Raw genomic sequence first — 13804 nt, forward strand, 5'->3', positions numbered from 1 at the left:
TACTTCTATCGACAGCTCCTTATAGGAAGTTGACCCAAATTCCGTGCAAGAATGACAGACGTCGGCATCGACGCCATCGAAATCTGGACCGGCAAGCTCAAGCTCGACCTCGCGGAGACCTTCGCCCCCGAGATGGGCGAGGACCCCGAGAAGTACACGAAGGGGCTGGGCCTGTACGCCAGTTCGTTCCCGGACGCCCACGAGGACATCGTGACGATGGGCGCGAACGCCGCCCACCGGCTGATGGAGCGGAAGGGGCTGACGCCCGACGACATCGGGCGCATCGACGTGGCGACGGAGTCGGCGTTCGACAACTCCAAGCCCGTCTCGACGTACATCGCCGGCTGCCTCGAACAGGTGTACGACGAGGACTTCCACCACGCGAACAAGGGCGAACGGAAGTTCGCCTGCATCTCGGGCACCCAGAGCCTCGACGACGCGTACAACTGGATCAAGGCGGGCCGCAACCGCGGCCGGTCGGCGCTCGTCGTCGCCACCGACACGGCGCTGTACGCCCGGGGCGACCCCGGCGAGGCGACCCAGGGCGCCGGCGCAGTCGCGATGATCGTGAGCGAGGACCCCGACCTGGTCGAACTGTCGACCGAGCAGGGGTACGGCAGCGCCGACGAGACCGACTTCCTGAAGCCCAACCAGCAGTTCCCGAGCGTCGACGGTAAGCGCTCGATGCAGGTCTACCTCGCTCGCATGCGCGAGGCGCTGGAAGACTTCGAGAGCGTCGCGGGCGACACCCACCCCGACGACTACGCCTTCATCCCCTACCACACGCCGTTCCCCGGCATGGTCCGGAAGGCCGGCCTGCTCGGCTACCGCCACATGATCCGCGGCACCGAGTACGAGGACGACCTCGCCGACGCCATCGACCGCCAGCCCCGCGAGGACGAGTTCGACGAGCGCGAGGACTACGAGGAGGCCATCCGCGACTACATGGACGACCTGAAGTCGACCGACCAGTACCAGGAGTGGTACGGCGAGGCCGTCGACCCGACGCTCGACATCTCCCGCGAGGTCGGCAACTGGTACACCGGGTCGGTCCACATCGCTCGCGCGTCCGCGCTGCGCCACGCCGCCGAGAACGACCTCGACGTGACCGGTGACAGGCTCCTGGTCGGCTCCTACGGCAGCGGTGCCCAGGCCGAGATCCACGCCGAGACGGTCCAGGAGGGCTGGCGCGAGGAGATCGACGCTCTCGACGTCGACGAGCAGATCCGCAACCGCTACGACATCAGCTTCGAGGAGTACGAGCAGGTCCACGACCGCCACAACCACGAAAAGACCGTCGAGATGGAGGCGTTCACGGAGCCGAGCGGCGAGTTCGTGTTCACCGGCCGCGGCGCGATGGACGAGCGCGTCTACGAGTACGTCGAGTAGTCGGCTCCATCGAACACTGCGGCCGCCAGCGTTCCGGCGCTGGTCCGCCCCTGTCCCATTCTTCCGCCACCCCCAACGGTTTAGCCGTCGAGGCGATACTTCGTGTCCATGAGCGCGAACGACGCGCCGGGCGACTCCGGCGACGCCGTCGCCGGCGAACCGGACCACGACGCCGACCCGACGGACGCCTTCGCCGTCCTCGGGAACGAGGTCCGGATGGCGGCGCTGCGGGCGCTCCTGGCGGCCGAGCGCGAGGCGTCGCCGGACGCGGACGCCGCGCTCACCTTCTCCGAACTGTTCGAGGCGACGCCGGCCGACGAGACGGCCGGGTTCGCCTACCACCTCCGACAGTTGACCGACCGCTTCTGCCGGCAGACCGACGACGAGCGGTACGTCCTCACCTACGCCGGCCGTGAGGTCGCGCGGGCCATCCGGGCCGGCACCTACACCGACAGCGTGGACGTCGACCCCATCCCCGTCGACGACCCCTGTCCGTTCTGCGGCGCGGCGGACCTCGTCGCGCGCGGCACGGACAACTACGTCGCCATCGGCTGCGAGGCCTGCGACCGGCCGACGCTGACGCTGCCGTTCCCGCCGGGCGGCCACCGCGGCCACGCCCGCGAGAACCTGCTGGAAGCGTTCGACCGCCACCACCGCCACCGCCTCGCGCTGCTGGCCGACGGCGTCTGTCCGGAGTGCAGCGCGCCGGCCGAGGCGCGCGTGGGATACCGCGACGACGAGACGACAGTGGATGGCGGTGAGAGTTGGGCCGACGCCACCGAAGCCCAGGATGCAGCCGCCGGCGGCGTCCCCCGGCGGCCGCAAGTGGCGTTCGACTGCGAGCACTGCGGCTGTCAGTTGCGGTCGCCGGTGACGCTTTCCGTGCTCGAACACCCCGCCGTCGTCGCCTTCTACCACCGCCACGGCGTCGACGTGCGCGACCGGCCGCTGTGGAACGTCGGCGAGGAGTGGCGCGAGCAGGTCGTCTCGGAGGAACCGTGGTGCGTCCGCGTCTCCACGCGACTCGACGGCGACGTGCTGTCGCTGTTCGTCGCCGAGAACCTGGAGGTCGTGGAGACGCGGGAGTCGTCAGTGAAAGCGTCGTAGCGTACCTATGCTGCGGCGTCGCCGTCGAGCAGGTCCAGCCTGTCGAGCGCCGACCGGCGCTCGTCCGGGGAGAGTTCTCGGTACTCCGGGTCGACCGTGGTCACGGCGATAGACTCGGGGGCGAGACCGTCCTCCCTGGGTTCGGCGAGTGCCTCCAGCGCGAGGTCGACGGCGGCCTCGACGCCCAGGTCCTTGCGGTAGTGCTCTTCGAGGAACTCCCGGACGCCGCCGTCGTCGCCGATGGCGGCCGCCCGCCACTCCGAGGGCGTCCCGGAGGGGTCGGTCTCGAACAGGCGCGGCCGGTCGCCGTCCATCCCGCCGACGAGCAGCGCCGCACCGAACGGCCGCGCACCGCCCTGCTGGGTGTGCTCCTGGACGTGGTCGGTGAGCGCCTTCGTGAACGCCTCGACGCCCATGGGCTCGCCGTACCGGAGTCGGTCGGCCTGCGCGCGCCGCCGACCCACGTCGACGAGGCGGCGGGCGTCGGCGACGTGGCCGGCGCTCGCGAGGCCGACGTGGTCGTCGGCCGCATGGAGCTTCTCGACGCTTTCGGCCTCCAGCAGCGGCGACCGAAGGCGTCGCACTCCAGCGAGGACGACGCCGTCCCGCGCCCGGACGCCGACGCTCGGGGAGCCGCGCCGGACCGCCTCGCGGGCGTACTCCACCTGGTAGAGACGGCCGTCGGGCGAGAAGATGTTCGTCCCGCGGTCGTACGCCTGCTGGTTCGTGCCGTTCATGCCGCCACCTCCGCGACCTCGGCGGGGTCGTCGTAGGATTCGAAGGCGACGGTCTCGCCGGTGATCTCCGCGAGCGTGACGCCGTTCCCGCTGGCGGTGTCGCGCTCGGAGGCGGCGTCGACCGCTCGCGCCGCGATCCGGCGGGCGGCGTCGAGCGACATCCCCGCCTCCTGCTCGCGTTCGAGGACGCCGTACGCCACCTGCATCCCGCTCCCGTTGGCGACGTAGTCGGCCTCGACGACGCCGCCGGCCGCGTCGAGGTCGTAGACGGCCGGCCCGTCCCCGTCGACGCCGGCCAGCGTCGGCTGGTCGGCGCGGTACGGCCCCTGCCGCAGCGCGTTCCCGGCGAGCGTCGCCAGCGCGTCCATCGAGATGGTGTCGTCGCGCCGGGTGCCGTAGAGGCTCGTCTCCGCGCGGAGCGTCCGGACGAACGCCTGCAGGTTACCCACCGTGCCAGCCATCGTCAGCACCGCAGTCGGGTGGACCTGTTCGATCTTCTGGACGTCCTTGTTCGAGACGAACCGCCCGCCGAGGCTGGCGCGCCGGTCGGCGGCCGCGACGACCGCGTCGTCGGTCGTCAGCGCGACGGTCGTCGTGCCTGTCTTCGTCACCGAATCGCGTTCGGACATGGATGACGAGAGGGGTCGCCGACGGAAAAGTGTTAGCTAAAATATATTTTAGCCGGGCGAGACGAGCGGCGACGGGACGAGTGTGTTCGCCGTGTGGACCGGTGGGTCGTCAGGAGAGGTCGCGGAGGGACGCGAGCATCTCCGCCTTGTCGCAGTCGGAGACGGCGAGCGAGAAGCCGTCGAGGCGGGCGATGTCGGCCGCGTGCTCCCACAGGTCGTCGCGGTCGAGACCGTGGAGGACGACGGCGTTCGGCGTCGGGGTGACGACGCGCATCGCGACCAGCGGGGACTCCCCGCGCGTGACGTTCGTGAACACGAGCGCGCGGTTCGTGCTCTGGCCGTAGAGGTTGTAGAACTCCTCGCTGGAGAGGCGGGTGATGGCCTCGATGCTGTCGATGACGGTGTGTCCGGAGACGCGGTTCTGTCCGCCGTCGGCGAGTTCCGTCGCGTCGATGGCGTCGTAGAACCGGTCGAGGTCGACGGCGGTCGGGTACTCGCGCAGGTCGTTGACGATGTCGCTGTCGAACCCCGCGGAGACGACGCGGGCGTACTGGCGGATGCGGTTGCCGCCCCGCTGTTCGTCGATGTCGAGCAGGGCGGCGACGCTGCGGCTGACGACGCCGATGCCGGGGTTCTCGCGGCGACCGCTCTCGTAGTCGCTGACGACCGACGAGGAGACGCCGAGGTGGTCCGCGAGGTCCGTCTGGGAGACGTCGAAGTCGGTGCGCCACTTCCGTAGCGTCGCGCCGGGGTCGTCGCTCAACGTGACCTCGCCGGCCATGCGCTCGGCGAGGCGACGACGCGCGTCTGTCATACCTCCGCGTGTGCGGGTCGCCCGGAAAAGCGTGGCGATTATCGTAACGAAGTTCGACGCGCGACGAACCCGCGTCAGCCGAGCGTCACGTCGAGGTACAGCATCACGACGACGCCCACCATCAGACCGAGGGTCGCCTCGCGCTCGTTCCCCCGCGAGTGGGTCTCGGGGACGATCTCGTCGCTGATGACGAACAGCATCCCGCCCGCGGCGAAGCCCATCGCATACGGGAGCATCGGATTGGCGACGCCCACCGCGACGGCACCGAGCACCGCGAGCGGCACCTCGACGAGGCCCGCCCGGACGCCCGCAATGGAGGCATAGAACAGCGACCCGAGGCCGGCGTTGCGGGCGGCGACCGACACCGCCAGTCCCTCCGGGACGTTCTGGATGCCGATGGCGAGCATCAGCGCGAGGGCGTTGCCCAGCGCCACCGGGTCCCCGTTCGCGGACCCGAAGCCGACGCCGACCGCGAGCCCCTCGGGCATGTTGTGGAGCGTGATGGCGACGATGAAGAGCAGGACCGACGACAGCCGGCTCTCGTCCACGTCTGTCGTCCGTCCCGCCGGCCCCTCGTCGCGCTGCTGCCCCGTGATGACGACGTGGACGTGGGGCACCCACTCGTCGGCCTGGTCGAGGACGACGACGCCGAGGGCGATGCCGAGTATCACGGGAACGACCCCGCCGTCGGGGTGGTCGATGCCCGGGAGGATGAGGCTCGTGAAGCTGGCCGACAGCATCACGCCGGCCGCGAACCCGAGCGCGGCGTCGAGCGACCGCTCCGAGGGGTCGCGCCACACCACCACGAGCAGCGCGCCGAGCGTGTTGAACGCCGCGATGACGAGACCACCGAGGAGCGCCTGCCAGACGGGGTCGCGGCCGGCGATCGCGACGAAGGCGTCGGCGAGCGTCGTCACTGTGAAGCGCACCCAACGAGGACGGGAGCGGACAAAAATCCGGGGGCAGCGAGCGTTACAGACCGACCCGTCCCGCGCCGCCACAGGTCGCTAGCCGTCCGGGGCGACGCCGTCCGGGGTCGCACCCTTTAACCGCGCGACGCACCGAGGTGTCGCCATGCAGAGCCTCGAAGCCGAACTGGAGCGGGCGACCGCGCTCGACGTCGCCGACCTCGCGGACGCCATCGAGACCATCGGGTTCGAGTGCACGCGCTGTGGCGCCTGCTGCACGGCCGAGGACGACGACCCCCACACCGCGACGGTGTTCCCCGACGAGGTCAGGGACCTGCAGGAGGCCACGGGAGAGGAGTGGCGCGACGTCGCCCGGCCGATGCCGTACGGACTGGAGGACGGGGACGACGGGAGTCCTACCGGCGAGACGTTCGAGTGGGCGCTCCAGACCGACGGCTGCGGCGACTGCCGCTTCTACGCGGAGGACGACGACGGCGTCGGCGCGTGCACCGTCCACGAAGACCGCCCGCTCATCTGCCGGACCTACCCGTTCAGCGTCGCGCTCGGCGGCACCAGCCAGCCGATGGGCGAGGCCGTCGACGAGGCGGGCGTCGTCCGCGCCCACGAGTGCGAGGGGCTGGGGCGCGACATCTCCCGGGAGGACGCCGAGGAGCTCGCGGCGGCGCTGAAGGAACGGGCCGTCCGCGAGATAGAGGAGGCAATCGCGGTTCGGGACAACTACGAACCGGTCGACCCCGGCGACGGCGTCGTCGTCCACGACTCCGAGGGCGCGAAGCGACCGGACGGCAGCCGCCACGAGGGGTAGTCCCACCCACTTTTGCCCCGGCGCGTCCAACGGGCGGGTATGACAGAGGGAAAACCGGACCGCAAGGAGTCCGGGTTCAAGGAGACGACCCGCATCGCGGCGGCCCGCGAGCGACTCCGCGAGGTCGTGACCCCCCACGACCGCACCGAACGGGTGTCGCTGGAAGCGGCCGACGGGCGCGTGCTCGCCGAGGACGTCGTCGCCGAGCGCGACGTTCCCCACTACCCGCGGGCGGCGATGGACGGCTACGCCGTCCGGGCGGCGGACACGTTCGGCGCGAGCGACCGTTCGCCGGAACTCCTCCGGCGAGAGGAGGCGATGGGCCCCGAGGCAGCGGTGCGGGTCCACACCGGCAGCGAACTCCCCGAGGGCGCGGACGCGGTGGTGATGATAGAGCAGGCGAACGAGATGAGTGGCGACGTCGAGGTGTTCGACGCCGTCGCCGAGGGCGAGAACGTCGCGCCGGTCGGCGAGGACGTCGAGGCGGGGAAGCGCCTCTACGAGGCCGGGCACCGCCTGCGCCCCTCCGACCTCGGCCTGCTGAAGTCGGTCGGCGTGCGCGAGGTGGCGGTGTACGACCCGCCGTCGGTCGCCGTCGTCCCGACCGGGGAGGAACTGGTCGCCGAGGACCCCGGCCCGGGCGAGGTGGTCGAGACGAACGGCCTGACCGTCTCGCGATACGTCGAACGCTGGGGCGGCGCGTCGTCGTACCGCGACGTGGTCACCGACGACGAGGACGCGCTCCGGGCGGCTATCGAGCGCGACAGCGACCACGACGTCGTCGTCACGACCGGCGGGTCGTCGGTCGGCGAGCGCGACCTGCTGCCGGAGGTCGTCGACGACCTGGGCGAGGTGCTCGTCCACGGCGTCGCGCTGAAGCCCGGCCACCCCGCCGCGCTCGGCGTCGTCGACGACACGCCCGTCGTGATGCTCCCCGGCTACCCCGTCGCCTGCATCGTCAACGCCGTACAGTTCCTCCGGCCGGCGATGAAGTGGGCGGGCCACCTGCCCATCGAGGACGTGCCGACGACGACCGCGCGCCTCGACCGCAAGATACGGAGCGAACCCGGAGTGAAGACGTTCGCGCGCGTGAGCCTCGACGAGGACGACGGCGACCGCGTCGCCACGCCGACCCGGGCCAGCGGGTCCGGCGTCCTCTCCAGCGTCGCGCTGGCCGACGGCTGGGTCGTCGTCCCCGAATCGAGCGAGGGCATCCCCGAGGGCGAGACGGTGACCGTCCAGGACTGGGAGGCGCTGCCATGAGCGAGCGCAAGGAGTTCCGGGACCTCGCGCCGCCCGAAGAGGCACACGAGGCCATCGCGTCGCTCGACCTCGACCCCGACCCGGAGACGGTCCCGCTCGCGGACGCCCGCGGACGGGTGCTCGCCGAGCGCCTCGACGCCGACCTGGACGTCCCGGGGTTCGACCGCGCGAGCATGGACGGGTACGCCGTCCGGGCACGGGACACCTTCGGTGCCGACGAGGCCGACCCCGCGAGCCTCGACCTCGTCGGGACGGTCCACGCCGGCGAGCGACCGGACGTCACGGTCGGCGAGGGCGAGGCCGCCGAGATATCGACCGGCGCGGTGATGCCGGACGGTGCCGACGCGGTCGTGATGGTCGAACGGACCGAGGAGGCCGACGGCGAGGTGCTGGTGCGCACCGGCCTCGCGCCGGGCGACCACGTGATGCTCGCGGGCGCGGACGTCGCCGCCGGCGAGCGCGCGCTCGGTCCGGGGACGCGGCTGACGTCGCGCGAGATCGGCCTGCTGTCGGCGCTCGGCGTCGACGAGGTGCCGGTCCGGGGCCGCCCGACGGTCGGCATCATCTCGACGGGCGACGAACTCGTCCGCCCGGGGTCGCCGGTCGACAGCGCCGCCGGCCAGATCTACGACGTGAACAGCTACACCATCGCCGCGGCGGTCGAGGAGGCCGGCGGCGACCCGACGCTGTACCCCCACGCCGGCGACGACTACGACGAGATGGAGCGCATCCTGCTGGAGGCGGCCGAGGAGTGCGACCTCGTGCTCTCCTCCGGGTCGACGAGCGCCAGTGCGGTCGACGTCATCTACCGCGTCGTCGAGGACGGCGGCGAACTCCTGCTACACGGCGTCGCCGTCAAGCCCGGCAAGCCGATGCTCGTCGGGCGGTTGGACGATTCCGCGTACGTCGGCCTCCCGGGCTACCCCGTCTCCGCGCTGACCATCTTCCGGACGTTCGTCGCGCCCGCCATCCGCGACGCCGCGGGGCTGCCCGAACCGGCGACGGCGACCGTCACCGCCGAGATGGCGACCGAGGAGCGTTACGGCGAGGGCCGGACGCGACTGATGCCGACCGGGCTGGTCGAGGACGGCGCGGGGCGGACGCTCGCCTACCCGGTCGACAAGGGGAGCGGTGCGACGACCAGCCTCGTCGAGGCCGACGGGGTCGTCGAGGTGCCGGCGGAAACGGCCTACCTCGCCGAGGGCGAGACGGTCGAGGTACGGCTTTTCTCGCCGGACGTGCGCCCGCCGACGGCGTTCGGCGTCGGCGAGGACGACCCCGCCCTCTCGCGCCTGCTGGACCGCCTGGACCGCCCGCGCTACCTCGCGGTCGGGAGCCGGCAGGGCGTGCGCCGCCTGCGCGACGGCGTCCCGGACTTCGCCGTCGTGACCGGCGACGCCGCCACCGACGAACTCGACGCGACCGAACTCGGCAGCTACCGGCGCGAGTGGGGGCTGGTCGTCCCCGGGGGGAACCCCGACGACGTCACGGGCCTCGCAGACCTCGTCGACCGCGACCTGCGGTTCGTCAACCGTGGAACCGACTCCGGCCTGCGGACGGCGCTGTCGAACGCGGTCGCCGACCTCGCGGCGCAGCGCGGGGCGACCCGCCACGACCTCGTCGACGCCATCGACGGGTTCGAACTCGCGGCGAAGGCCCACGAGAGCCCCGCACGGACGGTCGCGGCGGGCGACGCGGACGCCGGCCTCGGCCTGCGCGCGACGGCCGCGAAGCTCGGGCTCGGGTTCGTCTCGCTGGGCGACCAGCGGGTCCGCGTGCTGGCGAACGACGAGCGGACGGCGAAACCGGGCGTCCAGCAGCTCGCGGCTGCCCTCGACGAGTCGCTAGTCGGTGTGCTGGACGGACTGGCCGGCGTCGAAGAGTAGTTCGTCGAACGACTCGACGCGGTGGTCGCCGAGCACGCAGTGGCGACGGCTGGTCGGGCCGTGGCGCTCGACGTGGACGGCGTCGAGACCGGCGTTCCACGCCGCGCCGACGTCGCTGGCGCCGTCGCCGGCGAGGACGCCCCGCTCGCCGGCGGTCGCCCCGATCTGGTTCATCGTGTGCTCGACCGGCGAGGGGTCGGGCTTCCAGCCGAGGTCCTCGTCGCAGCAGACGATGGCGTCGAACCAGTCGCGGATGTCGAGGTGGTCGATGACGGGGTGGGCGAGGAACGGCTGGCAGTGGGTGACCAGCCCCACGGGGCAGTCGAGGTCGGCGACGAAGGTGGCGTCGTCGAGCAGGTAGGTCTGTTCGGCGCGCACCTGCGGGTCCTCGACGTCGTGGAACGCCTCCCAGAACGTCTGCGGGTCGATGCCCCACTCGCGCAGCTGGGCGTCGCGCGACCCGCCGAGGCCGTGCCAGATTATCTCCGCCTCGCGGTCGGAGAACTCCCGACCGAGACGGCCGCTCACGCGGTCGAACACCTCGCGGGTGTACGACCACTCGGTGTCGATGAGCGTGCCGTCGAGGTCGAGCAGCCAGAAGTCGTACTCGCGGGCGACCATCGGGACTGTGCACGTAGCACCTCGGCACTGATAAGCATTTTTACCAGACCGCGACGCGGTCGACGCGCCCGTCGCCACCGGACCGGTCCCAGCACGCCAGTGGCGCGATCGACTCCGCGTGGACCACGCCCCTTCAAGAGCAACGGCGACGACGTCTCACCCATGACGAAGCAGGAGCGACTGGACGAGTTCCTCGACGAGCGCGACCTCGAATCGGTCTGGTTCGCCGAACCGAACTCCTTCGCGTGGCTGACCGGCGGCAGCAACGTCGTCGACCGCGAGGGCGACGTGGGCGTGGCGGCCGTGGGCTACGACGGCGACGGACTCCGGGTCGTCACGAACGACATCGAGGCCGACCGCCTCCGCGACGAGGAACTCGACGGCGACGTTCCCGTGGCGGAGTTCGCCTGGTACGAGTCGACGCTGGCGGACGCGGTCGCAGAGCACGCCGACGAACCCGCAGCGGCGGACTTCGACGTGCCGGGGTTCGCGTCGGTCGACGCCTCGCCGCTGCGCCAGCCGCTCACCGACGAGGACGCCGACCGGTATCGCGACCTCGGCGTCGAGACGGCGAGCGCCGTCGAGGCCATCTGTCGCGAACTGGAGTCGTCGGACACCGAGCGCGACGTCGCCTCCGCCGTCCGGGGCGCGCTCGACGCCCGCGGCATCGAGACGCCCGTGGTGCTGGTCGGCGGCGGCGAGCGCGCACGGCAGTACCGCCACTACACGCCGACCGACGCGGAACTGGGCGAGTACGCGCTCGTGTCGGTCACGGCCGAGCGGGGCGGCCTCCACGCGAGCCTCACCCGGACCGTGGCGTTCGACCCGCCGGAGTGGCTGGCGAACCGCCACCACGAGGCGGCCATCGTCGAGTCGACGGCGCTCGTCGCCACCCAGATCGTCGGCGGTCTGAGCGGGCGCGCGTCGTCGGTGTTCGACGCCATCCAGGCGACGTACGAGCACCTGGGCCACCCCGACGAGTGGCAGCGCCACCACCAGGGCGGCGCGGCGGGCTACGCCGGCCGCGAGTGGATCGCCACGCCGTCGACCGACGCGGAGATTCGCCTGCCGATGGCGTACGCCTGGAACCCGACGGTGAAGGGCGCCAAGAGCGAGGACACCGCGCTCGTCGGAGAGGACGGCCTGGAGATACTGACCCGGACGGGCGACTGGCCGACCAGGCCAGTGGACGCATACGACTACGAGGGGTCGATTCCGCGCCCGGCCGTCCTGGAACTCTGACCTGGTTCGACGCTCGTCGAAGGTAAGTTCGACGGGTTAGGATACCTTTTTACAGGAGGGGACGGACGTACCCGGCATGGGACTCGACGAGGACTCTATGGACTACCACCGGAGCGACCCTCCGGGGAAGATCGAGATTTCGACGACGAAGCCGACGAACACGCAGCGGGACCTGAGCCTGGCGTACTCCCCGGGCGTGGCCGCGCCGTGTGAGGAGATCGCCGCCGACGAGAACGAGGCCTACTCCTACACCGCGAAGGGCAACCTCGTCGGCGTCGTCTCGAACGGGAGCGCGGTGCTCGGCCTGGGCGACATCGGCGCGCAAGCGTCGAAGCCCGTGATGGAAGGGAAGGGCGTCCTGTTCAAGCGGTTCGCCGACATCGACGTGTTCGACGTCGAACTCGACCAGGAGGACCCGGGCGACATCGTCCGGACCGTCAGCGCGATGGAGCCCACCTTCGGCGGCATCAACCTGGAGGACATCAAGGCCCCGGAGTGCTTCGAGATCGAGGAACGGCTCCGCGAGGAGATGTCCATCCCGGTCTTCCACGACGACCAGCACGGCACCGCCATCATCAGCGGGGCCGCGCTCCTCAACGCCGTCGAGATAAACGGCAAGGACCTCGAAGATCTGAAGATCGTCTTCTCCGGCGCCGGTGCGAGCGCCATCGCGTCGGCGCGCTTCTACGTCAGCCTGGGCGCGCGCAAGGAGAACATCATCATGTGTGACTCCTCGGGCATCATCACCGAGGACCGCGCCCGCCACGACGGACTCAACGAGTTCAAGCAGGAGTTCGCCCGTGACATCCCGGAGGGCGACCTCGCGGACGCCATGGAGGGCGCAGACGTGTTCGTCGGTCTCTCGGTCGGCGGCATCGTCTCCGAGGAGATGGTGCGGTCGATGGCGGCCGACCCCATCATCTTCGCCATGGCCAACCCCGACCCCGAGATCGGCTACGAGACGGCCAAACAGGCCCGCGACGACACCGTCATCATGGCGACCGGGCGCTCGGACTACCCCAACATGGTCAACAACGTCCTCGGGTTCCCGTTCATCTTCCGCGGCGCGCTCGACGTCCGCGCCAGCGACATCAACGAGGACATGAAGATCGCCGCGGCTGAGGCGCTGGCCGAACTCGCCAAGCAGGACGTCCCCGACGCCGTCGTGAAGGCGTACGGCGACCAGCCGCTCCAGTTCGGCCCGGAGTACATCATCCCGAAACCGCTCGACCCCCGCGTCCTCTTCCAGGTCGCGCCCGCCGTCGCCGAGGCGGCCATCGAGTCGGGCGTCGCACGGGCCGACCTCGACACCGACGAGTACGTCGAGACGCTCGAAGCGCGCCTCGGCAAGTCGCGCGAGATGATGCGCGTCGTCCTCAACAAGGCCAAGAGCGACCCCAAGCGCGTCGCGCTCGCGGAGGGCACCGACGAGAAGATGATCCGCGCCGCCTACCAGATACAGGACCAGGGCATCGCCGAACCGGTGCTCATCGGCGACCACGAGGAGATCGCGGCCACCGCCGCCGACCTCGGCCTCGACTTCGACCCCGAGGTCGCGGACCCGGCGAACGGCGACCGCGAGGCGTACGCCGAGCGCCTGTACGAACTCCGCCGGCGCAAGGGCATCACCCGCACCGAGGCCGGCGACCTCGTCCGCAAGGACAGCAACTACTTCGGTAGCGTGATGGTCGAACAGGGGGACGCCGACGCGCTGCTGACGGGGCTCACCCACCACTACCCCTCCGCGCTCCGCCCGCCGCTGCAGGTCATCGGCACCGCGCCGGACGCCAACTACGCCGCCGGCGTCTATCTGCTGACGTTCAAGAACCGCATCGTCTTCTGCGCCGACGCCACCGTGAACCAGAACCCCGACGAGGACGTGCTCGCGGAGATAACGCAGCACACCGCCGACCTCGCCCGGCGGTTCAACGTCGAACCGCGCGCGGCGATGCTGTCGTACTCGAACTTCGGCAGCGTCGACAACGAGGGGACGCGCAAACCCCGGCGCGCCGCCGAGATGCTCCGCGAGGACCCCGCGGTCGACTTCCCGGTCGACGGCGAGATGCAGGCCGACACCGCCGTCGTCGAGGACATCCTCAACGGCACCTACGAGTTCTCGGACCTCGACGAACCCGCCAACGTGCTCGTGTTCCCGAACCTGGAGGCGGGCAACATCGGCTACAAGCTCCTCCAGCGCCTCGGCGGCGCGGGCGCCATCGGCCCGATGCTGGTCGGCATGGACAAGCCTGTCCACGTCATCCAGCGCGGCGACGAGGTCAAGGACATCGTGAACCTGGCCGGCGTGGCGGTCGTCGACGCCCAGCAGAGCGAGTAACCGCGAGGAGCGAGCGGACTTTTTTGGTGTCTTCGTGAGCGACGCGA

12 protein-coding genes are annotated in these 13804 nt (G+C 71.0%); 7 read left to right on the plus strand and 5 right to left on the minus strand.

Going from position 1 to position 13804, the window contains the following annotated elements:
* Positions 1-51: 51 nt before the first annotated feature.
* On the plus strand, positions 52-1389 hold the full coding sequence (hmgB, locus tag NKT36_RS05330) for a hydroxymethylglutaryl-CoA synthase (RefSeq protein ID WP_327052919.1): 1338 nt from the start codon (positions 52-54) through the stop codon (positions 1387-1389).
* A 108-nt stretch (positions 1390-1497) separates the two neighbouring features.
* Positions 1498-2496 carry a DUF7351 domain-containing protein gene (locus tag NKT36_RS05335; protein ID WP_327052920.1) on the plus strand — a complete coding sequence of 333 codons (999 nt, stop codon included), beginning with the start codon at positions 1498-1500 and terminating at the stop codon, positions 2494-2496.
* A gap of 5 nt (positions 2497-2501) precedes the next feature.
* Here NKT36_RS05335 and NKT36_RS05340 read toward each other — a convergent pair whose 3' ends face one another.
* From NKT36_RS05340 to NKT36_RS05355, 4 genes are all read right to left on the minus strand, one after another.
* Positions 2502-3233, minus strand: coding sequence for an archaeal proteasome endopeptidase complex subunit alpha (locus NKT36_RS05340; protein ID WP_327052921.1), 732 nt, complete (start codon positions 3231-3233; stop codon positions 2502-2504).
* The gene (locus tag NKT36_RS05345; protein ID WP_327052922.1) at positions 3230-3862 is read right to left on the minus strand and encodes an Ntn hydrolase family protein; all 633 of its coding nucleotides are present in this window, start codon (positions 3860-3862) and stop codon (positions 3230-3232) included. The genes NKT36_RS05340 and NKT36_RS05345 overlap by 4 nt, the downstream gene beginning before the upstream one ends.
* A gap of 109 nt (positions 3863-3971) precedes the next feature.
* A complete protein-coding gene (locus NKT36_RS05350; protein ID WP_327052923.1) occupies positions 3972-4676 on the minus strand; it encodes a helix-turn-helix domain-containing protein in 705 nt (234 codons plus the stop codon).
* Between the two features lie 74 nt (positions 4677-4750).
* On the minus strand, positions 4751-5593 hold the full coding sequence (locus tag NKT36_RS05355; RefSeq protein ID WP_327052924.1) for a ZIP family metal transporter: 843 nt from the start codon (positions 5591-5593) through the stop codon (positions 4751-4753).
* 157 nt (positions 5594-5750) lie between these two features.
* Here NKT36_RS05355 and NKT36_RS05360 point away from each other — a divergent pair, with 157 nt between their 5' ends.
* From NKT36_RS05360 to NKT36_RS05370, 3 genes are read left to right on the plus strand one after another with little or no spacing between them, the layout of a single operon-like run.
* The gene (locus tag NKT36_RS05360) at positions 5751-6410 is read left to right on the plus strand and encodes a YkgJ family cysteine cluster protein (RefSeq protein WP_327052925.1); all 660 of its coding nucleotides are present in this window, start codon (positions 5751-5753) and stop codon (positions 6408-6410) included.
* 39 nt (positions 6411-6449) lie between these two features.
* The gene (locus NKT36_RS05365; protein ID WP_327052926.1) at positions 6450-7673 is read left to right on the plus strand and encodes a molybdopterin molybdotransferase MoeA; all 1224 of its coding nucleotides are present in this window, start codon (positions 6450-6452) and stop codon (positions 7671-7673) included.
* Entirely contained in the window at positions 7670-9559 is a 1890-nt protein-coding gene (locus NKT36_RS05370; RefSeq protein WP_327052927.1) for a molybdopterin biosynthesis protein, read from the plus strand. The genes NKT36_RS05365 and NKT36_RS05370 overlap by 4 nt, the downstream gene beginning before the upstream one ends.
* Here the strand turns inward: NKT36_RS05370 and NKT36_RS05375 are convergent.
* Positions 9518-10180, minus strand: coding sequence for an HAD family hydrolase (locus NKT36_RS05375; RefSeq protein ID WP_327052928.1), 663 nt, complete (start codon positions 10178-10180; stop codon positions 9518-9520). The genes NKT36_RS05370 and NKT36_RS05375 overlap by 42 nt on opposite strands.
* A 162-nt stretch (positions 10181-10342) precedes the next feature.
* Here NKT36_RS05375 and NKT36_RS05380 point away from each other — a divergent pair, with 162 nt between their 5' ends.
* On the plus strand, positions 10343-11422 hold the full coding sequence (locus NKT36_RS05380; RefSeq protein ID WP_327052929.1) for a M24 family metallopeptidase: 1080 nt from the start codon (positions 10343-10345) through the stop codon (positions 11420-11422).
* 76 nt (positions 11423-11498) lie between these two features.
* A complete protein-coding gene (locus tag NKT36_RS05385) occupies positions 11499-13757 on the plus strand; it encodes an NADP-dependent malic enzyme (protein ID WP_327052930.1) in 2259 nt (752 codons plus the stop codon).
* Positions 13758-13804: the final 47 nt, after the last annotated feature.

Source organism: Halomicrococcus gelatinilyticus (genome assembly GCA_024227995.1).
GTDB classification, from domain to species: Archaea; Halobacteriota; Halobacteria; order Halobacteriales; family Haladaptataceae; genus Halomicrococcus; species Halomicrococcus gelatinilyticus.